Source organism: Microbacterium sp. NPDC078814 (assembly GCF_040702645.1).
In the GTDB taxonomy this organism is placed as follows: Bacteria; Actinomycetota; Actinomycetes; order Actinomycetales; family Microbacteriaceae; genus Microbacterium.
The window spans coordinates 14963-35845 of sequence record NZ_JBFBLT010000004.1 but is presented as its reverse complement, the minus strand read 5'-3'; the positions used below and the strand labels follow the sequence as shown (position 1 = coordinate 35845).

Annotated in this window: 19 protein-coding genes; 11 read left to right on the top strand and 8 right to left on the bottom strand. The window is 70.2% G+C overall.

Translation table 11 applies throughout. The features are described from left to right. Positions 1-463 precede the first annotated feature (463 nt). Positions 464-4009, top strand: a complete 3546-nt coding sequence (gene smc, locus AB0300_RS08965; RefSeq protein WP_366215873.1) for a chromosome segregation protein SMC — start codon at positions 464-466, stop codon at positions 4007-4009. A gap of 112 nt (positions 4010-4121) precedes the next feature. Here the strand turns inward: smc and AB0300_RS08960 are convergent, their stop codons facing one another. Continuing rightward, positions 4122-4799 (bottom strand): alpha/beta hydrolase, encoded by a 678-nt coding sequence (locus AB0300_RS08960; RefSeq protein ID WP_366215872.1) that lies wholly within the window; start codon positions 4797-4799, stop codon positions 4122-4124. A gap of 28 nt (positions 4800-4827) precedes the next feature. Between AB0300_RS08960 and ftsY the strand changes: the two genes are divergently transcribed. Both ftsY and AB0300_RS08950 read left to right on the top strand, forming a co-directional pair. Beyond that, entirely contained in the window at positions 4828-5700 is an 873-nt protein-coding gene (gene ftsY / locus AB0300_RS08955; protein ID WP_025103328.1) for a signal recognition particle-docking protein FtsY, read from the top strand. Between the two features lie 43 nt (positions 5701-5743). Continuing rightward, positions 5744-6244, top strand: coding sequence for a DUF2004 domain-containing protein (locus tag AB0300_RS08950; RefSeq protein ID WP_060922216.1), 501 nt, complete (start codon positions 5744-5746; stop codon positions 6242-6244). Between the two features lie 10 nt (positions 6245-6254). Here the strand turns inward: AB0300_RS08950 and lipA are convergent, their stop codons facing one another. Together lipA and lipB are read right to left on the bottom strand one after the other, a co-directional pair. After that, complete coding sequence (lipA, locus tag AB0300_RS08945) at positions 6255-7244, bottom strand: lipoyl synthase (RefSeq protein ID WP_025103330.1); 990 nt, start codon at positions 7242-7244, stop codon at positions 6255-6257. After that, a complete protein-coding gene (gene lipB / locus AB0300_RS08940) occupies positions 7241-7891 on the bottom strand; it encodes a lipoyl(octanoyl) transferase LipB (protein ID WP_249521953.1) in 651 nt (216 codons plus the stop codon). Before lipB ends, lipA begins: the two co-directional genes overlap by 4 nt. A gap of 87 nt (positions 7892-7978) precedes the next feature. Here lipB and AB0300_RS08935 point away from each other — a divergent pair, with 87 nt between their 5' ends. Beyond that, a complete protein-coding gene (locus AB0300_RS08935; protein ID WP_126892987.1) occupies positions 7979-8566 on the top strand; it encodes a TetR/AcrR family transcriptional regulator in 588 nt (195 codons plus the stop codon). 148 nt (positions 8567-8714) lie between these two features. Continuing rightward, complete coding sequence (ffh, locus tag AB0300_RS08930; RefSeq protein ID WP_366215871.1) at positions 8715-10277, top strand: signal recognition particle protein; 1563 nt, start codon at positions 8715-8717, stop codon at positions 10275-10277. A 12-nt stretch (positions 10278-10289) separates the two neighbouring features. Here ffh and AB0300_RS08925 read toward each other — a convergent pair whose 3' ends face one another. Further along, positions 10290-11198: an EamA family transporter gene (locus tag AB0300_RS08925; protein ID WP_366215870.1), complete on the bottom strand. Its 909-nt coding sequence runs from the start codon at positions 11196-11198 to the stop codon at positions 10290-10292. A gap of 78 nt (positions 11199-11276) precedes the next feature. Between AB0300_RS08925 and AB0300_RS08920 the strand changes: the two genes are divergently transcribed. Continuing rightward, positions 11277-12152, top strand: a complete 876-nt coding sequence (locus AB0300_RS08920; RefSeq protein ID WP_366215869.1) for a LysR family transcriptional regulator — start codon at positions 11277-11279, stop codon at positions 12150-12152. Positions 12153-12313: 161 nt separating this feature from the next. On the opposite strand, the gene glpK is transcribed toward AB0300_RS08920, so the two are convergent. The 3 genes from glpK to AB0300_RS08905 form a co-directional block, all read right to left on the bottom strand. Next, entirely contained in the window at positions 12314-13828 is a 1515-nt protein-coding gene (gene glpK / locus AB0300_RS08915; RefSeq protein ID WP_060922209.1) for a glycerol kinase GlpK, read from the bottom strand. A gap of 36 nt (positions 13829-13864) precedes the next feature. After that, positions 13865-14620 (bottom strand): MIP/aquaporin family protein, encoded by a 756-nt coding sequence (locus AB0300_RS08910; RefSeq protein WP_025103336.1) that lies wholly within the window; start codon positions 14618-14620, stop codon positions 13865-13867. 92 nt (positions 14621-14712) lie between these two features. Further along, complete coding sequence (locus AB0300_RS08905; protein WP_249521950.1) at positions 14713-16422, bottom strand: glycerol-3-phosphate dehydrogenase/oxidase; 1710 nt, start codon at positions 16420-16422, stop codon at positions 14713-14715. Between the two features lie 102 nt (positions 16423-16524). Here AB0300_RS08905 and AB0300_RS08900 point away from each other — a divergent pair, with 102 nt between their 5' ends. Continuing rightward, positions 16525-17496, top strand: coding sequence for a sugar-binding domain-containing protein (locus AB0300_RS08900; protein ID WP_025103338.1), 972 nt, complete (start codon positions 16525-16527; stop codon positions 17494-17496). A 12-nt stretch (positions 17497-17508) separates the two neighbouring features. On the opposite strand, the gene AB0300_RS08895 is transcribed toward AB0300_RS08900, so the two are convergent. After that, complete coding sequence (locus AB0300_RS08895) at positions 17509-18660, bottom strand: glutamate--cysteine ligase (protein ID WP_025103339.1); 1152 nt, start codon at positions 18658-18660, stop codon at positions 17509-17511. A 208-nt stretch (positions 18661-18868) separates the two neighbouring features. On the opposite strand from AB0300_RS08895, the gene rpsP reads away from it, so the two are divergent. Genes rpsP through trmD form a run of 4 tightly spaced genes read left to right on the top strand, consistent with a single transcriptional unit; the run spans position 18869 to position 20865 of the window. Then, a complete protein-coding gene (rpsP, locus tag AB0300_RS08890; RefSeq protein WP_025103340.1) occupies positions 18869-19306 on the top strand; it encodes a 30S ribosomal protein S16 in 438 nt (145 codons plus the stop codon). A 6-nt stretch (positions 19307-19312) separates the two neighbouring features. Continuing rightward, entirely contained in the window at positions 19313-19543 is a 231-nt protein-coding gene (locus AB0300_RS08885; RefSeq protein ID WP_025103341.1) for an RNA-binding protein, read from the top strand. A 1-nt stretch (position 19544) separates the two neighbouring features. Beyond that, entirely contained in the window at positions 19545-20141 is a 597-nt protein-coding gene (gene rimM / locus AB0300_RS08880; protein ID WP_126892983.1) for a ribosome maturation factor RimM, read from the top strand. A gap of 19 nt (positions 20142-20160) precedes the next feature. Further along, on the top strand, positions 20161-20865 hold the full coding sequence (gene trmD, locus AB0300_RS08875) for a tRNA (guanosine(37)-N1)-methyltransferase TrmD (RefSeq protein ID WP_126892982.1): 705 nt from the start codon (positions 20161-20163) through the stop codon (positions 20863-20865). Positions 20866-20883 lie beyond the last annotated feature (18 nt).

Here is a 20883-nt window from a genome sequence, read left to right as displayed (position 1 = left end):
CGGCCGCGGCGGGTGCGGACGAGAGCAGCGCCTGCGGAGCCGCGGAATGCGGAGGCCGGAGGCGGCGGGGATCCATGATCCGAGGGGATCAGAGGGTGGGACGCGACAGAACAGGCGGGAGAAGACCCGGATCGGGCCTGCGTTCCCAGGCTGCGGTTCTAGCCGAGCGAGCCGTGACGGACGCCGGCGGTCACCGATGCCGCGAGGCGCGGCGCAAAGTGCGCGGGCGCGGCGAGGCCAAAGACCTCTGCGGTGTGCTGAGTGATCATCATCGGTAACCTCCTTTCATGTGGCGATCCGGAGGCCACCGTAGCGAAACTCTCAGGAGATCGTCAAGCATTTCGTGGTAGCACCGGCGTGTCGCGGTGGAGGCGGGGTCCGCGACGACCGCGCGGGATACCGGCCGTTCCGCGGGATTCCGGTAGCGTAGCGGCGTGAATCTCCCCGGACGAGCGGTCGCCCCATGCACCTGAAGAGCCTGACGCTCAAGGGGTTCAAGTCGTTCGCGCAGCCCACGACCTTCGTGTTCGAGCCCGGCGTCACGTGCATCGTCGGACCGAACGGCTCCGGAAAGTCCAATGTCGTCGACGCCCTCGCGTGGGTGATGGGGGAGCAGGGGGCGAAGACGCTCCGCGGCGGGAAGATGGAAGACGTCATCTTCGCCGGCACCTCGACCCGTGGTCCCCTCGGGCGCGCCGAGGTGCAGCTCACGATCGACAATGCCGACGGCGCGCTGCCGATCGAATACGCCGAGGTCACCATCAGCCGCACGCTCTTCCGCAACGGCTCCAGCGAGTACGCCATCAACGGCGAGAGCTGCCGTCTGCTCGATGTGCAGGAGCTGCTCAGCGACTCCGGCCTGGGTAGGGAGATGCACGTCATCGTGGGTCAGGGTCGGCTCGACACCGTGCTCCAGGCCTCGCCGGAGGATCGACGCGGCTTCATCGAGGAGGCGGCCGGCATCCTCAAGCACCGTCGTCGCAAGGAGAAGACGCTGCGCAAGCTCGACGCGATGGAGGCCAACCTCACGCGTCTGAGCGACCTCGCCGGGGAGATCCGCCGACAGCTCAAGCCTCTCGGGCGCCAGGCGGAGATCGCGCGCGAGGCGCAGACCATCGCCGCCGTCGTGCGCGATGCCAAGGCCCGCCTGTTCGCCGACGACGTCGTGGCGCTGCGCACAGCCCTCGCGGATCACACCCGGACCGAGCAGGAGCGGCACACCGAGCGTCTCGTGCTGTCCGACCAGGCCGAGACGGTGCGCGCCGGGATCGCTCGGCTGGAGAAGAACCAGAACTCGATCGCGGTCGACGAGGCACGCAGCGTCGCGTTCGGACTCGAACAGGTGCAGGAGCGGATGCGCGGGCTGTACACGCTCGCCAACCAGCGCCTCGCGCTCCTCGGGTCCGAGGAGGACGACGCGGCCGTGACCGCGGTGACCGTCACGCAGGCGACCATCGACGAGGCGAAGGAGGACATCGAGACGATCTCCTCCGGCCTCGGCGACGCCCAGGACGCCGCGGCCGCCGCCAGCCGCGAGGTCGTGAACGCCCGTGCCGAGCTGGACACTCTCGACGTCGACATCGCGGAGCAGAGCGCGCTCGTCTCCGAGTACGACATGCGGCTCTCCTCGCTCCGCGGGAACGCCGATGCGGCCGCGTCCGCACTGGCCGCCGTCCGCGGTGCGGTGCTCCGTCAGGAGAACGCCCTCGAAGCAGCGCACGCCCGGCGGCGTGAGGCCGAAGAGGCCCTGGAGGCGATCGACGACGCGGAAGCTCCCGAGGGCACGGCCGTCGAGTATGCCGCCGCCTACGAGAGCGCCCAGCGTGCGGCGACGGCGGCGGAGGCGGAACGGGAGAGCCTTCGCGAGCGCCTGCACGCCGCGGAGCGTGAGGTCGACGCCCTCACGGCGAAGGCCGCCGCGTTGAGCAGTGCGCTGTCGCTGTCGGGAGGTGCCGCCGAGATCGTCGCGGAGGGCGGCCCCGGAATCCGCGGTCTCGTCGGCGATGCCGTGCAGGTGCGGGCGGGATACGAAGCCGCGATCGCGGCGGTGCTCGGTCCCCTGGCCGAGGGTGTGCTGGTCGGTTCCGCAGAGGACGCGTTCCTCCTGGCGGCGGAGGCCGCGGAGCGCCGCCGTGGGGTGGTCGACTTCGTGGTCGCCGAGGCCCCGAGGGAGCGGGCGCCGCATCCGGCCGTCGACGGCGTGATCGCCGCGACCGAGACGGTGACCGCGCCGGACGGCGTTCTCGGGATCCTGGCCCATGTGCTCATCGCCGACGACCTCGATGCGGCGCGGGCCGCACGGCGCGCTCTGGACGCGGCGGGTGACACCGCGACCACGATCGTGACGACCGGGGGCGACGTCATCACCGCCCAGACGCTGCGGACCGGCTCCGGAGGGGAGCGCTCTCGCCTCGAACTCGCGGCCGAGCGCGATGCCGCGACCGAGCGGCTCACCGAGATCCAGATCGTCGTCGACTCCCTGCGCGAGGCGCGCCTCGACGCCGACGAGGCCGTGGAGGAGACGCGGCGGCAGGCGAAGGACGCGCTGCGCGCCCTCCGCGAGCACGACGCCGCCCTCGCGACGCACGCGGAGCAGGTCAACAAGGTGACCGTGCGCCATGAGGCCGCTGTCGCCGAATGCGACCGCCTCGAGACCGGTCTCGCCCAGGCGCAGGCCGCCGTGGCGGACGCGGAGGCGAAGGCGGAGACCGCGAAGGCGGAGCTCGACGCTGCCGTCGCGGCGCCGCGTCCGGTGCTCGACGCGTCTGCGCGGGATGGACTGCTCGAGGCGCTGGAGCGCGCCCGCGAGGGCGAGGTCCGCGCCCGCCTGGAGGTCGAGACCCTGCGCGAGCGGGTCCGGGCGGCGCAGTCGCGGGTGACCGCGCTGGAACGGCAGCGCGAGCAGGAGCGGGACGCCGCGGCGGAGGCCGCCCGCCGCGCTGTCATCCGCCGGGCGCAGCGCGAGGCGGCGTCCGGAGTCGTGGACGAGCTGCCGCGCATCCTCGACTCCCTCGACCGCTCGGTCACCGAGGCCCGCGTCGCCCTGGCGGAGGCGGAAGCCGCTCGGTCGGCGCAGAACGAGGAACTGGTCGCCCTGCGCGCCCAGGAGTCGTCGCTGCGGGAGCGTCTGGCCGGGCTCACGGAGAGCGTGCACGGCCTGGAGCTGCAGATCCACGAGAAGAAGCTCCACCTGAACAGCCTCTTGGAGCGCGTGTCCTCGGAGCTCTCGCTGGACGAGGACGTGCTCGTCGCCGAGTACGGTCCTGATCAGCTCGTGCCGCGGGATCCCGGGACGGAGCCGGCCGACGGCGAACTGCTCGACGACACCGCGATCCCGTTCGACCGGCGCATCCAGCAGCGGCGCCTCGCGGACGCGGAGCGGAAACTCGCCCAACTCGGGCGGGTCAACCCGCTCGCGCTGGAGGAGTTCGCCGCCCTGGAACAGCGCCACGCGTTCCTCACCACGCAGCTCGCGGACCTGACGCAGACCCGGCAGGACCTCTTGACGATCATCGCCGACCTCGACGAGCGCATGCAGACGATCTTCGCCAGCGCGTTCGAGGACACCAAGGAGGCGTTCGGTCAGGTCTTCCCGCTGCTGTTCCCCGGCGGCACGGGCAGCATCTCGCTGACCGATCCGGAGAACATGCTGACGACGGGGATCGAGGTCTCGGTCCGTCCCGTCGGGAAGAAGATCGAGCGACTGTCGCTGCTGTCCGGCGGCGAGCGGTCATTGGCCGCGGTGGCGCTCCTGGTGGCGATCTTCAAGGCGCGCCCCAGCCCGTTCTACATCCTCGACGAGGTCGAGGCCGCCCTGGACGACGCGAACCTCGGCCGGCTCCTCACGGTGTTCGAGCAGCTGCGCGAGAGCTCCCAGCTCCTCGTCATCACGCATCAGAAGAGGACTATGGAGATCGCCGACGCCCTCTACGGTGTGTCGATGCGCCAGGACGGCGTCTCCGCGGTGGTCGGTCAGCGCGTCGGCGACCGCGCCGCCGCCGCCGTTTGACTCGCCCCAGGCACAGCTGCGGAGATCGTGGCCCGCACCTGGCGTGTCGACGGTCGGATCCCGCGTGTCGCCCGCGGTCTCCGAAGCTGTGCTCGGACGGACCCGGGGCGGGTCACATCGTGAGGGACTGTTCGAATGCGGTCACGGCGGCGGGGAACCCGGGGTGGTCCTGGGGGCGGTGAGCGAAACCGGAGAGGACGATGTGCTCGGCCCCGATATCGACGAGCCGTCGGGCGATGAGCTCGTACTCCTCGTTCCAGCCGCCGGTGACCACGAGGGTCGGCACCCCGGCGAGAGAATGCTCCCGGATGCCGTGTCCCCAAGGGAGATTCGCGGTTGCCCAGTGCTCCGCGACCGCGCGTTCGTCCGGCCAGGACTCGCCGTCCAGCGGGCCGCCGAACATGAGCGGGCGCAGGATCGACCAGAAGCCGTAGAGGTCGTCCTCGGCCGCGCGTGATCGCGCCTCTGTGACCACGGCGATATGCCGCTCGATCGGTGCGTCACCGCGAGCGATGTCGTACAGGGCGGGCTCGACGAGGACGAGGCCCGACACCCGCAGACCGTCGGCGAGGGCGCGGACGGCGGTCACCGCGCCGATGGAGTGGGCGAACAGGAGCGGCGTCCGGTCACGTTCTTCCTCGACGAGAGCGCCCGCCTGCGCTTCGACGGACGACTCCGGCGGGAAGCTGAGGAAGGTCCCCGACTCCGGACCCTGCGAGGGCCATGCGGCGGTGCCGCGCCTCCCGGCGCCATGGAGGAACACCCGGTGCGGGAGCGGCGCGCGGTGCATCCCTGGATGCTACCCGTAGGCTGGACGCATGGCAGAGAAGTCCTGGTCTCTCGGTCGCGCGCTGCGCGGCATGTTCGTGAAGCCCACCATCGACGAGACGACGTGGGAAGACCTGGAGACGGCGCTGATCACGGCGGACTTCGGCCCCGACATCAGCGAGCGCATCGTCGAAGAGCTGCGCGACAAGGTCGCGAAGTACCGCACCACCGACCCCAAGGACCTCCAGCGCATGCTGCGGGAGACCCTGGAGGAGCACTTCGCGAAGTTCGACACCACGCTCAAGCTCACCGAGCGCCCGGCCGTGGTCCTCGTCGTCGGGGTGAACGGCGTGGGCAAGACGACCACGATCGGGAAGTTCACGAAGTTCCTCCGCGGGTACCAGCGGAGCGTGGTCGTCGGCGCCGCCGACACCTTCCGTGCCGCCGCCGTCGACCAGCTCGCCACCTGGGCCCAGCGCGGGGGAGCGGCGATCGTCCGCCCGCAGCAGGAAGGTCAGGACCCGGCTTCCGTCGCTTTCCAGACCGTCGAGTACGCGAAGCGCGAGGGTATGGAGATCGCGATCATCGACACGGCGGGACGCCTGCACACCAAGGGCGGACTCATGGACGAACTGGGCAAGATCCGCCGTGTCGTGGAGAAGCAGGCTCCCATCAGCGAGGTGCTCCTGGTCCTCGATGCGACGACGGGGCAGAACGGCGTCATGCAGGCGGAGACCTTCCTGCAGCACGCCGGCGTCACAGGTCTCGTGCTCACCAAGCTCGACGGCTCGGCCAAGGGCGGCTTCGTGCTCGCGGTGCAGGAGCGCACGGGCATCCCGGTGAAGCTCCTCGGCCAGGGCGAGGGCATCGACGATCTGACCGGTTTCACGCCGCACGTCTTCGTGCAGGCGCTGGTCGGCTGACACAGGGCTTCCGCCCCGAGCACCAGGCTGGTTTCATAGCGTTATGGCGATCGAACACGACTACTTCGGACTGCTGTCGTCGGGCCCCGACGGCTCGATCTTCTGGTCGGAGACGGTCGAGCTCGGCGACCAGAGCGTGACCGTGGATCTGACGGCCCCGGACCAGGACGACGTCTCCGCCGACGCCCTCGACATCGCCGCCGGGCTCATCGCCGGCCTGGAGAACGTGGACGCGACCGCACGGCGCGGGATGCTCGCCGAGGTGGACGACCGCACGAGCGAGGTGACCGAGTACATCCTGCAGCAGCAGGAGGTGTTCGGCGACGACCTCCCCGACGTCCTCATCGACGTGTCCGGGGACGCGGCCGTGGACATCATCCGATCACTGCGACTGATGAGCATGACGATCCTCGCGGACGAGCACGGCGGCTCCGAGCCGTTCGCCGTGCTGGAGTACGCGCTCGACGACAGCGCCACCGACGACGTGCTGCTGGTGAACCTGGGGTCCGACGGCAGCGTGCAGTCGGTCATGAGCGCCGACTGACCGCCGCTCGTCAGACCGCCTGCGCGAAGCCGAGGTCGGCGCTCTCCGCGATGTGCGCGAGGTGCGCGGGGATCTCCCGTCCCTTCGAGGTCATCGACTGCGCCCAGAGCCGTCCGGCCCGGTACGAGGAGCGCACCAGCGGACCGGCGAGCACCCCGAGGAAGCCGATCCGCTCCGCCTCCTCCTTGAATTCGACGAACTCGGCCGGCTTCACCCACCGCGACACCGGGAGATGACGCGGGGTCGGGCGGAGGTACTGGGTGATGGTGATGATGTCGCAGCCGGCGTCGTGGAGGTCCTGCAGCGCCTGGACGACCTCCTCCGGCTCCTCGCCCATGCCGAGGATGAGGTTCGACTTCGTGATGAGTCCGGCGTCGCGGGCCTGGGTGAGAACGTTCAGCGACCGCTCGTAGCGGAACGCCGGACGGATGCGCTTGAAGATGCGGGGCACGGTCTCCACGTTGTGCGCGAACACCTCCGGACGGGCATCGAAGATCTGGCCGAGGAAGGCCGGGTCGGCGTTGTGCTCGTTGGCCAGCAGCTCCACGCCGGTGTTCGGGTTCAGCTCGTGGATCTTGCGCACCGTCTCGGCGTTCAGCCAGGCACCGGTGTCGGGGAGGTCGTCGCGGGCCACGCTCGTGACGGTCGCGTAGCGGAGGTTCATCCGCTGCACGCTCTCGGCGACGCGTCGCGGCTCGTCGGTGTCGTAGTCGGCGGGCTTGCCGGTGTCGATCTGGCAGAAGTCGCAGCGACGCGTGCACTGCGACCCCCCGATGAGGAACGTCGCCTCGCGGTCCTCCCAGCACTCGTAGATGTTCGGGCAGCCGGCCTCCTGGCACACCGTGTGCAGATCCTCGCTCTTCACGAGCGAGTGCAAGGCGGAGTACTCCGGCCCCATCTTGGCCTTGGTCTTGATCCACTCGGGCTTGCGCTCGATCGGGGTCTCGGCGTTGCGGATCTCGAGGCGGAGGAGCTTGCGCCCCTCGGGTGCGGCGGTCATGCCGGGACTCCTGTCAGGTCGGGTGCGTGCGCGGTGCGGAAGGCGTCCTGCACGGCGTCGACGAGGTCGAGCGGGCCGACCACGCGGCCGGACACCTCGCTCACCGTGGTCACGCCGGCGTCGGTGATGCCGCAGGGGATGATGTCGCGGAAGGGGGCGAGACTGTTGTCGCAGTTGATGGCGAAGCCGTGCATGGTCACGCCCTGCTGCACCCGCACGCCGATCGCGGCCACCTTGTCCTCCGAGAGCGGTCGGCGCACCCACACACCGCTGCGCCCCTCGATCTGGTGCCCGTCGACCCCGAACGGACGCAGCACCTCGATGAGGATCCGCTCCAGACGCCGGACGTGTGCGACCACGTCCATCGGCTCCGGCAGCCGGAAGATCGGATACCCGACGAGCTGCCCCGGCCCGTGCCAGGTGATCTTCCCGCCGCGGTCGACGTCGATGACCGGGGTCCCGTCCTGGGGGCGCTCGTGGTCCTCCGTGCGCTTGCCCGCGGTGTAAACGGCCGCGTGCTCGAGCAGGATGAGCGTGTCGGGGCGGGCACCGGACACGACGTCCGCGTGCACGCGGCGCTGCAGGGCCCAGCCGTCAGGATAGGGGACAGGGGTCGGCATGAAGCCGGGGGTGAGGATGTCGAGCATGCGTCGTCGCTTCCCTCTAATACATGGATTGCGTCCAACAATACATCCTCGTCCGGGGTGCGGCGCGGCGCGCGGTACCGTGAAGTCATGAACCGGACTGGTCGCGCCGGCCGCCCGAAGGCCTCCTCGCGCGAGACCCTCGCCGAGGCCGCCTGCGAGCTCTTCCTGGAGCGCGGGTACGAGGCCACGTCCATCGCGGACATCACGCAGCGGGCGGGGGTCAGCCGGTCGAGCTTCTTCAACTACTTCACGTCTAAGAGCGACGTGCTGTGGTCGGGTATCGATGAGCGCATCGGCGTCGCCACCACCGCGCTGGACGACCTCGGCCGCGAGGCCACGGGGGAGCGGGTGCGGCTGATCCTCCACGGCATCGTGCAGGACTTCGCGCCGGATCCTCTGGCGCTGGCCCTGCGGAACGCGGCGGCCATGGCTCTCGAGGAGGAGCTGGTGCGGGAGACGGGCGTCCGTCTGGCCCGCCTCTCCGCCGCCGTCTCCCGGGCGGCGTGCGCGGCCGGGATCGACGTCATGCGCGCCGACGTGCTCGGGGCCGCGCAGGCGGCCGCTGTCATGTCGGCGCTCCGGGTGTGGGCGGAGGAGGGCGCCGGCCGCGGCACTCCGGAGTCCGTGCTGCACGAGGCCCTCGCCCGCGTGCACGATCTCCCCTGGCGGGACTGACCGCGGTCGCGAGACCCCGGTTTCGCGCCGAGGCCCCGGCGTGCTCACGCATGCCGGGCGGGGTCTCGACAGCGAGGCGGGGTTTCGGCGAGCCGCCTCCGTGCCGCGCTGAGCCTGGAGGCTCCGCTCGCGTAGAATCGTAGGCACCATGGCTACCTTTGGCACGCTCTCCGATCGGCTCACCGACACCTTCCGCAACCTGCGCACGAAGGGAAAGCTCACCGCCGCCGACGTCGACGGCACGGTGCGCGAGATCCGTCGCGCCCTGCTCGATGCCGACGTCGCGCTCGCGGTCGTCAAGGACTTCACCGCCAAGGTGCGCGAGCGCGCTCTCGGCGACGAGGTCAACAAGGCGCTGAACCCCGCGCAGCAGGTGGTGCAGATCGTCAACGAGGAACTCGTCCAGATCCTCGGCGGTGAGCAGCGGCGCCTGCAGTTCGCCAAGACGGCGCCGACCGTGATCATGCTCGCCGGCCTCCAGGGTTCGGGAAAGACGACGTTCGCCGGCAAGCTCGCCAAGCAGCTCGAGAGCGAGGGCCACACGCCGCTCCTCGTGGCCGCCGATCTCCAGCGTCCGAACGCCGTGAACCAGCTCCAGGTGGTCGCAGAGCAGGCCGGAGCCACCGTGTACGCGCCCGAGCCCGGCAACGGCGTCGGCGATCCCGTGAAGGTTTCGCGCGACGGTGTCGAGCACGCCCGCCGGCAGCAGCACGACGTGGTCATCATCGACACCGCCGGCCGCCTCGGTGTCGACGCCGAGCTCATGAAGCAGGCCGCCGACATCCGCACGGCGGTCAACCCGGACGAGGTGCTCTTCGTCATCGACGCGATGATCGGTCAGGACGCCGTCAACACCGCCAAGGCCTTCCAGGAGGGCGTGGACTTCACCGGCGTCGTGCTCTCCAAGCTCGACGGCGACGCGCGAGGCGGAGCGGCGCTGTCGGTCGCCTCGGTCACGGGTCGCCCGATCATCTTCGCCTCCACGGGCGAGCGGCTGGAAGACCTCGAGCCGTTCCACCCCGACCGGATGGCGAGCCGCATCCTCGACCTCGGCGACATCCTCACCCTCATCGAGCAGGCCCAGCAGGCCTTCGACGAGGAGGAGGCACGCAAGGTCGCGGAGAAGCTCGCGAACGAGGCCTTCACCCTGGAGGACTTCCTCGAGCAGCTCCAGCAGATGAAGAAGATGGGCTCGATGAAGAAGATGCTCGGGATGCTCCCGGGCATGGGCCAGATGAAGCAGCAGCTCGAGGACTTCGACGAGCGCGAGATCGACCGCACCGAAGCCATCATCCGGTCCATGACGCCGGTCGAGCGTCGCAACCCCAAGATCCTCAACGGCTCGCGCCGTCTGCGCATCGCGCGCGGTTCCGGCATGACCGTCACGGACGTCAATCAGCTTGTCCAGCGCTTCGAGCAGGCCGCGAAGATGATGAAGACGGTCGCCCGTGGCGGCACGCCGAACATCCCCGGCATGGGCCCGGTGCCCGGCATGGGCAAGCCCGGCGCCTCGTCGAAGCGCGGCAAGAAGGGCAAGGGTGGCGGCGGCAACCGCTCCCGCTCCGGCAACCCCGCGAAGCGCGCGGCGGAGAACGCCGGCCTCGCGGCCTCGTCGGCACCGACCGGCTCGGGCTTCGGCCTCGGCGGGGGAGGCGCGGCCCCCTCGGAGGCGGACCTCGCTGAGATCCAGAAGCTGTTCGGCAAGGGCTGAGCGGCCGGGACCTCAGCGCACGGCGACCGGCGCGGCCGAAGGATCGACCGTAGTCGCGGGCGTGCCTCGCGGCCGTGCCGCGAACTGCCCGCCGACGAGGGCGGCGAGCGTGATCACGATGCCCGCCACCTGGACCAGGGTGAAGCTCTCGCCGACCACGAGCACGCCGAGCAGCGTCGCGACGATCGGTGAGAGCAGCGCGAGGAGCCCGGGCACGATCACGGGCAGGCGCTGGATCCCGCGGAACCACAGTGTGTACGCGACGATCCCTCCCGCCGTCGCGAGCCAGAGATAGCCGAGGAGCGCACCGGCGTCGAGGGCAGGAGGCGGGCCCTCGACCGCGAAGGTGAGGGGGAGGAGCAGCAGTCCTCCCGCGGTGAGCTGCCAGCCCGCGTAGGCCACGGGACCGACGCCGGCGGGGCGTCCCCAGCGCTTGGTGAGGATCATCCCGAGGCCGGTCGCGGTCACCCCGCCGAGAGCCGCGACGAGGCCCCAAAGGTCCAGCGCGGCGGCAGGGCCGAGGACGACGAGGGCGACCCCCGCCGCTCCGAGCACGGCTGCCGCGGCGGACACCGGGCGGATGCGCTCTCCGAGCACGAGCGCTCCGAGTCCCAGGACGATGAGCGGCTGCGCACCGGCGACGGCGGCAGCCACCCCGCCGGGGAGGCGTTCGGCCGCGAGGAACAGCAGCGGAAAGAACGCGCCGATGTTGAGGGCGCCGAGCACGAGGGCCTTGCCCCACCAGGCGCCGTGCGGCAGGCGCCGGGCCAGCAGCACCGCGAGGAGACCCGCAGGAAGCGAGCGGAGGAGGCCGGCGAGGAGCGGATGCCCGGCGGGGAGCAGCTCCGTCGTCACCAGGTAGGTCGTACCCCACGCCGCCGGCGCGAGGGCCGTGACGAGGGTGAGCGTGAGGCGGTTCATGCTCCCAGCCTGCGCGCCGCATGCAGATGAGTCCAACGCATTGTTGTCACGCTATCCATGACGAGCGATCATGGAACCATGGAACTCCAGCAGCTGCGATACGTCGTCGCCGTGGCGGACACCGGCTCGTTCACCCGCGCGGCGGAGCGCTGTCACGTCACGCAGTCGGCGCTCAGCCATCAGGTCGCCGCACTCGAACGCGAGTTGGGCGTGCGGCTGTTCGCGCGCACCAGTCGCAGCGTCCGTGCGACCGAGTCCGGAGAGGCGTTCCTCCGCTCCGCGCGTCTCGCCGTGCGCGCCGCGGATCAGGCGCGGGAGGATGCCGCGGCCGCTGCAGGCGAAGTCGTCGGAACGCTCCGGCTCGGGATCATCCCCACGGTGACCGCCGTCGACGTCCCCGCGCTCCTCGTGGCCTATCGCACCGCGCATCCGGCCGCCCGCGTGGAGCTCCGCGAGGGGAACAGCGACGGCCTCATGGCCGCGATCCGTCAGGGCGACCTCGATGTCGCCTTCCTCGGGCTTCGGGAGGGTGTGGAGCCCCAGGGCGTGGCGTCCCGACCCCTGTCCCACGAGCCGCTGGTAGCGGTGCTGCCTCGCGGGTACCACCTCGCCGCGAAGCGGAGGGTGCGGCTGAGCGACCTCGCGGACTCCGCTTTCGCCGACTTCCCCGCCGGAACCTCGGGACGGGCGCAGAGCGACGCGGCATTCCTGTCCGCGCGGCTCGAGCGGGACGTGGCTTTCGAATCCGACACGGCTGCGAGTCTGATCGGCCTGGTCGCTGCGGGCCTCGCCGTCACGCTGCTCGCGCCCGGGGTGGTGCGGGGCTATCGAGACGTCGTCGACACGGTGGCCATCCAGGACGGCCCCGTTCGTGTCGAGCACCTGGCCTGGGACGCCGCCGCACCGCGCAGCGCCGCCCGCGCCTTCCTCGACATCGTCGCCACGGCCTCCTGACACCCTGTTCCGGCTGCACGACCCGCGAACGGATGCACGACGGAACCCCCGGAACGGGCGGGCCACCGTATCCGGATCGTGCAGGCGACTCCGCAGAACGTTGAGCCGGAGACGACGAAGCGGGCCCGGGAAAAACCCGGACCCGCCTCATCGTGTGGTGATCAGCGCACGTCGTCGTCGACCCAGTCCATCGACTTCGTGACGGCCTTGCGCCACAGGCGCAGCTGGCGGTCGCGCTCGGCCTCGTCGAGCGAGGGCTCCCAGCGGCGGTCCTCCTGCCAGTTGGCGGACAGGTCGTCGAGGCCGCTCCAGAAGCCGACCGCGAGGCCCGCGGCGTAAGCCGCACCGAGCGCGGTGGTCTCCGCCACGACCGGCCGCACGACCGGGACGCCGAGGATGTCGGCCTGGAACTGCATGAGCGCGTCGTTGGCGACCATGCCGCCGTCGACCTTGAGCTCGCTGAGGTCCACTCCGGCGTCCGCGTTGACCGCGTCGAGCACGTCGCGGGTCTGGAAGGCCACGGCCTCCAGCGCAGCGCGCGCGATGTGGTTCTTGTTCGCGTAGCGGGTGAGGCCGACGATCGCGCCACGGGCGTCCGGACGCCAGTACGGTGCGAACAGACCCGAGAACGCCGGGACGATGTACACGCCGCCGTTGTCCTCGACCTTCTCGGCCAGCTCCTCGACCTCAGGGGCGGAGGAGATGATGCCGAGCTGGTCGCGCAGCCACTGGATGAGCGAGCCGGTGACCGCGATCGATCCCTCCAGCGCGTAGTGCGTGGGCTGGTCGCCGAGCTTGTAGCCGACGGTGGTGAGCAGGCCGTTCTTCGAGCGGACGATCTCCTCGCCCGTGTTGAAGATGAGGAAGCAGCCCGTGCCGTAGGTGTTCTTGCTCTCGCCCTTCTGGAACGCGGCCTGCCCGAACGTCGCCGCCTGCTGGTCGCCGAGGATGCCGGCGATCGGCGTCTCGCGCAGCAGCGACGAGCTCTCGGCGGCACCGTAGACCTCGGAGGAGGAGCGGATCTCCGGCATCATCGAGCGCGGTACACCGAACGCCTCGAGGATGTCGTCGCGCCATTCCAGCGTCTCGAGGTCCATGAACATCGTGCGCGAGGCGTTCGTCACGTCGGTCGCGTGCACGCCGCCGTCGATGCCGCCGGTCAGGTTCCACAGGACCCAGGTGTCGGTCGTGCCGAAGAGCAGGTCTCCAGCCTCGGCCTTCTCGCGGGCCCCCTCGACGTTCTCCAGGATCCAGGTGATCTTGGTGCCGGAGAAGTAGGTCGCCAGCGGGAGGCCGACGATCGACTTGAACCGGTCGACGCCCTCGTCGCCCGCGAGGCGGTTGACGATCTCCTGCGTGCGGGTGTCCTGCCAGACGATGGCGTTGTAGACCGGCTTGCCCGTGGTCTTGTCCCACACGACGGCCGTCTCGCGCTGGTTCGTGATGCCCACGGCGGCGATGTCGTGGCGGGTCAGATCGGCGCGCCCGAGGGCCAGACCGATCACCTCCTGGACGTTGCGCCAGATCTCGGCGGCGTCGTGCTCCACCCAGCCGGCCTTGGGAAGGATCTGCTCGTGCTCCTTCTGGCCGGTGGCGACGATGCTGCCCTTCTTGTCGAAGATGATCGCGCGGCTCGACGTCGTTCCCTGGTCGATCGCGATGATGTAGTCAGCCATGTGTTCTCCTTTGAATTCCCGAGCGGTTGAGGGGGATCAGCCGGCGAGGCTGAGCAGGCCGGGGGCGGCGAGGGCGGCGATGACACCACCGATGAGCGGACCGACGACGGGAACCCACGAGTAGGACCAGTCGCTGGAACCCTTGCCCTGGATCGGGAGGATCGCGTGGGCGATGCGCGGACCGAGGTCACGCGCCGGGTTGATCGCGTAGCCGGTGGGACCACCGAGCGATGCACCGATCGCGACCACCAGCAGGGCCACCGGGAGAGCCGTGAGCGGGCCGAGGCCACCGGGCGTGCCGACCTCGATGTCGCCGTAGTCCGCGAACGCGAAGATGACGAAGACGAGGACGAAGGTGCCGATGATCTCGGTGACGAGGTTCCAGCCGTAGGAGCGGATGGCGGGGCCGGTGGAGAAGACGCCGAGCTTGTTGGCGGCCTCCGGCTCCTCGTCGAAGTGCTGCTTGTAGGCGAGCCAGACGACGATCGCGCCGATGATCGCGCCGAGGAGCTCCGCGGCGGTCGCGGTGAGGAACATCGCGAAGGTGATCTTGCCGGCGACCAGCAGGCCGATGCCGACGGCCGGGTTCAGGATGGCACCGGAGTACGCCGAGACGAGCACACCCGCGAACACCGCGAGACCCCATCCCCAGTTGACCATCAGGAAGCCGCCGCCGAAGCCCTTGTTCTTCGCCAGGGCGACGTTCGCGACCACACCGCAACCGAGCAGGACCAGCATCGCGGTGCCGACGAGCTCGGAGAGGAAGTAGAGACCGAGATTGACGTCAGTCATGTCTTCGTTGACCTTTCTTGCGGGTCGGGGCCCCTCTGCCCCGACCCCTTATGGGGTAGCACCGCGAGGAGGGCGCGGTGGTCGGAGCCCCGTCAGCCGCGGGCGCGGGACGGGATGTGGAGTCCGTGTCGCTCGTTCAGCAGCACACGCGTCTGCTCCACCTCGGCATCGTGACGCTCGCGGTCCCATCCGAGGAGGGGAGCCAGGGCGTCGGCGACCTCGTCGAGCACCTCTGCCCGGGCGCCGCCGGTGAAGGCGATGCTGGTGCGGCGGAGGATGACGTCCTCGAGACGGGTGACCATCTCCTCGTTCACCATCCACTCCAGCTCGCGCGTCGACAGGTCGCCGCCGGCGAGGGGCGCGTCGTCCCCCTGCTCGACGAAGGCCCACACGGCCGCTGCCCGGGTGCCGTAGCGCGCGAGGAGCTGCTCGGCGCGAGCGCCGGCGCCGGGGAGGTTCTCCTGGATCCAGATCCGCTTCGCCTTCTCGGTGCGCGGGAACTCGCGTCCGCCGCCGATCGCGCGACCCGCCGTGGACACGGTGCGCGTGCGGCCGAGGAGGCCGAGCACCGTGTCGGAGAGGGACTCGCCCAGGGCGCGGAACGTGGTCCACTTGCCGCCGACCAGGCTCACCAGCGGGACGGCGCCCTGGCGGTCGACCTCGACGCGGTAGTCGCGCGAGACGAAGCCGGGAGCGGTGTCCTCGTGGCGGGGGAGCGGGCGGATGCCGGAGAAGTTGTAGACGATCTGCTCACGCGTCACCGCGATGGACGGGAACACGTGGTGGACGAGGTCGAAGAAGTAGTCGATCTCCTCCTCCGTGCACACCGGCACCTCGCGCGGGTCGGCATCGATGTCGGTGGTGCCGACGAGGACGCGGCCCTTGAGCGGGTAGATCAGCACGATGCGGCCGTCGGAGTGCTCGAAGAAGATCTCGCGACCCCGCGTCGCCGCCAGCAGCTCGGGGTTGTCGAGCACGATGTGCGATCCCTTGGTGCCGCCCATGAAGTGCGTGTCGGTGCCGAGGGCGTCGTTCGTGAGGTCGGTCCACGGGCCGGAGGCGTTCACGACGACATCGGCGGTCACGGTGAACTCGGTGCCGCTCTCGCGGTCCCGGAGCGTGATCTGCTCGCCGTCGCGGCCGATCGCCTCGACGTAGTTCAGTGCCACGGCACCGGGGTGCGCGGCGCGGCCGTCCTGCAGCACATCGAGCGCGAGGCGCTCGGGGTCGTGCATCGACGCGTCGTAGTACGTGGCCGTGTACTTGATCTTCGGATCCATCGACGGCAGCTCGGCGAGGGACTTCTTGCGGCCGAGGAAGCGGTGCCGGGGCACGGTGCCGCCGTCGCGGGAGAACGTGTCGTAGATCGTGAGGCCGACCTTGATGAGGAAGGCGCCGCGCTCCTTCGGCTTCCCGCTCTTGTGCGTGAGGAAGCGGAGCGGAGCGGAGAGGATCCCGGAGAACGTGGAGTAGATCGGGATCGTCGTCTGCAGCGGCTTGACGTAGTGCGGAGCGATCTTGAGCAGACCGTTGCGCTCCTCCACCGACTCGCGCACGAGGCGGAACTCGCCGTTCTCCAGGTAGCGGATGCCGCCGTGGATCATGTGGCTCGACGCCGCGGAGGCACCGGAGGCGAAGTCACCGCGCTCGACGAGGACGACGTCGACGCCCTGCAGGGCGAGGTCGCGGAACGTGGAGATGCCGTTGATGCCGCCGCCGATAACGAGGACACTGGTGCGCCCGGATTCGCGGAGCGCGCGGACCGCGTCCCGCTCCGGGGACGTGTGGGTGGAATCGATCATCGTCGACCCTCTCTTCCTTGCTTGCCACCAGCATCGACCTCCGTGACGCCGCGCGCAAGCTCGCTGCACATATGTGCAAGGATCGAGGGAGAGGAGGTCATCATGGCGGGATCCGGAGCGCCATCGCGCGACGGCAAGCTGGTCGCCGCGCTCACCGCTGCGCAGCTCTACTACATGCAGGACAAGACCATGGAGGTCATCGCGCAGGAGCTCGGCACCTCGCGATCGTCCGTGTCGCGGCTGCTCAGCTTCGCGCGGGAGAGTGGCCTCGTCGACATCCGCATCAATTCGCCGCTGGAGCGCCTCGGGATGCTCGAGCAGCGCATCAGGGACCGGCATCGGGTGGTGGCGCATGTGGTGCCGATGGCCGAGATCGTCAGCGAGGTCGAACGTCTGGAGCGCGTCGCTCTGACCGCGGGACGACTCCTCTCGCAGTTCGTGGACTCGAACATGATCGTCGGCGTCGCGTGGGGATCGACGATCAGCGCGGTCAGCCGCGGTCTCACCCAGAAGGAGACGCACAACACGACGTTCGTGCAGCTCAACGGCGCCGGGAACACCCAGACGAGCGGTGTGGAGTACTCCAGCGACATCCTGCAGCGCTTCGGGAGCGCGTTCGGGGCGCAGGTGCAGCAGTTCCCGGTCCCCGCGTTCTTCGACGACCCCGCCACTCGCGAGGCGATGTGGCGCGAGCGCAGCACCCGGCGCGTCCTCGACCTGCAGGCGAAGATGGACATCGCCGTGTTCAGCCTCGGGTCCCCGGCCGCGGAGGTGCCCAGCCGGGTGTACGTCGGCGGCTACCTCGGTCGGGAGGACTACCGCAGTCTGCGGGAGGACCACGCGATCGGCGACGTGGCGACGGTCTTCTTCCGCGCCGACGGCTCCTGGCGCGACATCCGGCTCAATGCGCGGGCGACGGGGCCGGGCCTCGATCGGCTGCGGCGCGTGCCGAGGCGGGTCTGCGTCGTCTCCGGTGTGCCCAAGCTCGCGAGCCTGCGCGCGGCTATCGCGGCCGAGCTCATCACCGACGTGGTCCTGGACGAGGGGCTCGCGCGCCGGCTCGTCGAGGACTGAGGGGCGTTCGCGTCACTCGCCTTCGATCGAGGACTGCGGTCCGGTCCGGAACTCCCGGATGAGGTGCTGGACCACGGCGCGGAGGTCCCCGTCCGTGGCGTCGGCGACCGCGAGCTGACGGGCGTAGCTCGCTCCGCCGTCGAGGATCGTCGCGATGCTGCCGAACTCGCGCACGCACCCGAGCTCGACGGCGACCGGGGCCAGTTCCTCGATCTTCTCGGTCAGGTGCTCGCGCACGGGGCGCTGCGTGCCGATCGTGTCGACGATGACCCGGGCGTCCAGGCCGTATCGGGCCGCGCGCCACTTGTTCTCGCGGTGGAACCACGCGGGGAGGTCGGGCAGGGCGGCCCCTTCATCCAGGAGCCGGGAGAAGTGCTCGACGAGGACCTGCACGAGCGCGGCCACCGCGGCCATCTCGGAGAGCGTGGACAGGCCGTCGCACGCGCGGACCTCGATCGTGCCCCAGCGCGGGGCGGGACGGATGTCCCAGCGCACTTCCGTGGCATCGGCCATGACACCGGTGCGGACCATGTCGTCCAGGTAGCGCTCGAACTCCGACCAGTCGCGCAGCGGCCAGGGAAGGCCCGCCGTGGGCAGCTGCTGGAAGACGAGAGCGCGATTGGAGGCGTACCCCGTGCGTTCCCCGGCCCAGAACGGGCTGGACGCCGACAGCGCCTGCAGGTGGGGGAGGTAGGCCGACAGTGCGTTGATGATGGGGAAGACCTTGCGCTGCTCGTCGACGCCCACGTGCACGTGGATGCCCCAGATCATCATGTTGCGCCCCCACCACTGGGTGCGCTCGATGAGGGTGTGGTACCGGGTCTTGTCGGTCACCGACTGGTCGTACCACTGGGCGAACGGGTGGCTTCCGGCGGAGAGCAGCTCGATCCCTGCCGGATCGGTGGCCGACCGCACGGCCGCGATCGCGTTCGCGATGTCGTCGACGGCGTGGGCCACGGAGTCTCCGATCCCGCTGGTCACCTCGATGGTGTTGGTCAGGAGCTCGCCGGTGACGGTGTGGCGTTCGTCCTCGCTCTCCGCCTCCAGCGCGGCGAGGAGCTCCGGCGCGCGACCGACGAGATCACCGGTCTCGGGATCGGCGAGCATGATCTCCCACTCGAGACCGACGGTGGAGCGGGCCGAAGCGGCGAAGTCGAGCTGCACGGGGACAGTCTGACACGGGGCTGGGCCTGCTCCGCAACGCCGTGTCGCCGGGTTTCGCACCCGGCGCACGCATCTGGCAGAATAGAGGGTCGGACGACGTGCTCGACCCTCTATCCAGCGCTCGTCCTCCTCATTTGAGCTTCCGCCGGGTGTGCACCCCACGCTCCAGGCGACCGGTTCGTTTCCTTCCACACCATTCAGGAGAATCGTGGCTGTCAAGATTCGTCTCAAGCGCATGGGCAAGATCCGCGCGCCGTACTACCGCATCGTCGTCGCCGACTCGCGCACCAAGCGCGACGGTCGCGTGATCGAGGAGATCGGCAAGTACCACCCCACCGAGGAGCCCTCGTTCATCGAGGTCGACTCCGAGCGTGCGCAGTACTGGCTCTCCGTCGGCGCGCAGCCGACCGAGCAGGTCACCGCCATCCTCAAGATCACCGGCGACTGGGGCACCTTCAAGGGCGACAAGGACGCGAAGTCCACCCTCAAGGTCGCCGGCGAGAAGGCCGCGTTCGAGGCCGACGCCTCGAAGAAGTCGGTCATCAAGCCCAAGGCGGAGAAGAAGGAGGAGGCCCCCGCTGCGGAGGCCCCCGCCGCTGACGCCGACGCGGAGGCCGCTGAGGCTCCCGCCGCCGACGCCGAGTAATCCATCGTGCTCGCCGCCGCGCTCGAACACATCGTCAAGGGGATCGTCGATCACCCCGAAGATGTGCGCATCCACGAATCCTCGTCGCCCCGTGGCGACCTGCTCGAGGTGCGTGTGCACCCCGACGACCGTGGACGCGTGATCGGGCGCGGCGGCCGCACGGCCAAGGCCCTGCGCACTCTCGTGAGCGCCCTCGCCGACGGGCGCCGCGTCCGCGTCGACGTCGCGGACGACTGACGTGGTGTCGCAGGACCGCATCCAGGGCCGTAACCAGCTGCGCGTCGGACGCCTGGTCAAGGCTCACGGGCTCAAGGGCGCCCTGAAGCTCGAGCTCTACACCGACAACCCGGAGCGGCGATTCGTCCCCGGGGCCGCGTTCACGTTGCAGGTGCCCGAGGCATCTCCGTGGCATGGCAAGGAGATCGTCGTCCGCGAATACCGCGTGATGAACGGCAACCCCGTCGTCTTCTTCGAGGACGTGGACGATCGCAACGCGGCCGAGAGCCTCGTCCGCGCCATCCTCTGGATGGACCAGGACGAGGACGAGACCGAGGACAACGCCTGGTTCGACCACCAGCTCGTCGGTCTGGACGTGGTCCGCGACGAGACCGTCGTCGGCCGCGTGGTCCGCGTCGAGCACCTGCCGGCGCAGGACCTCCTGATCGTGAAGCCGTCGACCGGCGGCACGGACGAGGTGATGGTCCCTTTCGTCGAGGCCATCGTCCCCACCGTCGACGTGGCGGCCGGCCGCGTCATCGTGACCCCGCCGGCCGGGCTCTTCGAGGAGCTTCCCGAGTCGGAGGACGGGACCGCCGCCTCCGACGGCGCCGAGTGACCGCTGATACGGTTCCCCCGTGCGCATCGACGTCGTCTCCATCTTCCCCTCGTACTTCGACGGACTGACGCTTTCCCTGCTCGGCAAGGCGCGAGGCTCAGGTCTGCTCGACCTGCAGGTGCACGATCTGCGCGACTGGACGCACGACCGGCATCGCACCGTCGACGACACCCCGTACGGCGGGGGAGCCGGCATGGTCATGAAGCCGGAGCCCTGGGGCCTCGCCCTCGATGAGCTCACGGCGGACGCCACCCCCGCGCCGACCATCATCTTCCCGTCGCCGGCCGGGGAGGTCTTCACCCAGGCGACCGCGCGGGAGCTCGCGGGACGCGAGCACCTCGTGTTCGGCTGCGGGCGCTACGAGGGCATCGACGAGCGCGTCTTCGAGTACGCCGCTGAGCGTGGCGAGGTGCGGCTGCTGAGCCTCGGCGACTACGTGCTCAACGGCGGCGAGGTGGCGACGATGGCGATGATCGAGGCCATCGGTCGGCTGATCCCGGGTGTCGTCGGCAATCCGGAGAGCCTGGTGGAGGAGTCGCACGAGGACGGCCTCCTCGAGTACCCGTCCTACACGAAGCCGTCGGTCTGGCGGGAGCGCGCCGTCCCCGACGTGCTCCTCAGCGGCAACCACGGCGCGATCGCGGCATGGCGGCGTGAGCAGCAGCTCGTCCGCACCCGCCTGCGACGCCCCGATCTGCTGCCGGACGCGCCGACCGACGGCTGACCCTGCCATCCGTCGCGA

Bases quoted from the DNA above. Each gene is read 5' to 3' on its own strand.
- smc (WP_366215873.1), top strand. From the start codon at position 464: ATGCACCTGAAGAGCCTGACGCTCAAGGGGTTCAAGTCGTTCGCGCAG.
- AB0300_RS08960 (WP_366215872.1), bottom strand. From the start codon at position 4,799: ATGCACCGCGCGCCGCTCCCGCACCGGGTGTTCCTCCATGGCGCCGGG.
- ftsY (WP_025103328.1), top strand. From the start codon at position 4,828: ATGGCAGAGAAGTCCTGGTCTCTCGGTCGCGCGCTGCGCGGCATGTTC.
- AB0300_RS08950 (WP_060922216.1), top strand. From the start codon at position 5,744: ATGGCGATCGAACACGACTACTTCGGACTGCTGTCGTCGGGCCCCGAC.
- lipA (WP_025103330.1), bottom strand. From the start codon at position 7,244: ATGACCGCCGCACCCGAGGGGCGCAAGCTCCTCCGCCTCGAGATCCGC.
- lipB (WP_249521953.1), bottom strand. From the start codon at position 7,891: ATGCTCGACATCCTCACCCCCGGCTTCATGCCGACCCCTGTCCCCTAT.
- AB0300_RS08935 (WP_126892987.1), top strand. From the start codon at position 7,979: ATGAACCGGACTGGTCGCGCCGGCCGCCCGAAGGCCTCCTCGCGCGAG.
- ffh (WP_366215871.1), top strand. From the start codon at position 8,715: ATGGCTACCTTTGGCACGCTCTCCGATCGGCTCACCGACACCTTCCGC.
- AB0300_RS08925 (WP_366215870.1), bottom strand. From the start codon at position 11,198: ATGAACCGCCTCACGCTCACCCTCGTCACGGCCCTCGCGCCGGCGGCG.
- AB0300_RS08920 (WP_366215869.1), top strand. From the start codon at position 11,277: ATGGAACTCCAGCAGCTGCGATACGTCGTCGCCGTGGCGGACACCGGC.
- glpK (WP_060922209.1), bottom strand. From the start codon at position 13,828: ATGGCTGACTACATCATCGCGATCGACCAGGGAACGACGTCGAGCCGC.
- AB0300_RS08910 (WP_025103336.1), bottom strand. From the start codon at position 14,620: ATGACTGACGTCAATCTCGGTCTCTACTTCCTCTCCGAGCTCGTCGGC.
- AB0300_RS08905 (WP_249521950.1), bottom strand. From the start codon at position 16,422: ATGATCGATTCCACCCACACGTCCCCGGAGCGGGACGCGGTCCGCGCG.
- AB0300_RS08900 (WP_025103338.1), top strand. From the start codon at position 16,525: ATGGCGGGATCCGGAGCGCCATCGCGCGACGGCAAGCTGGTCGCCGCG.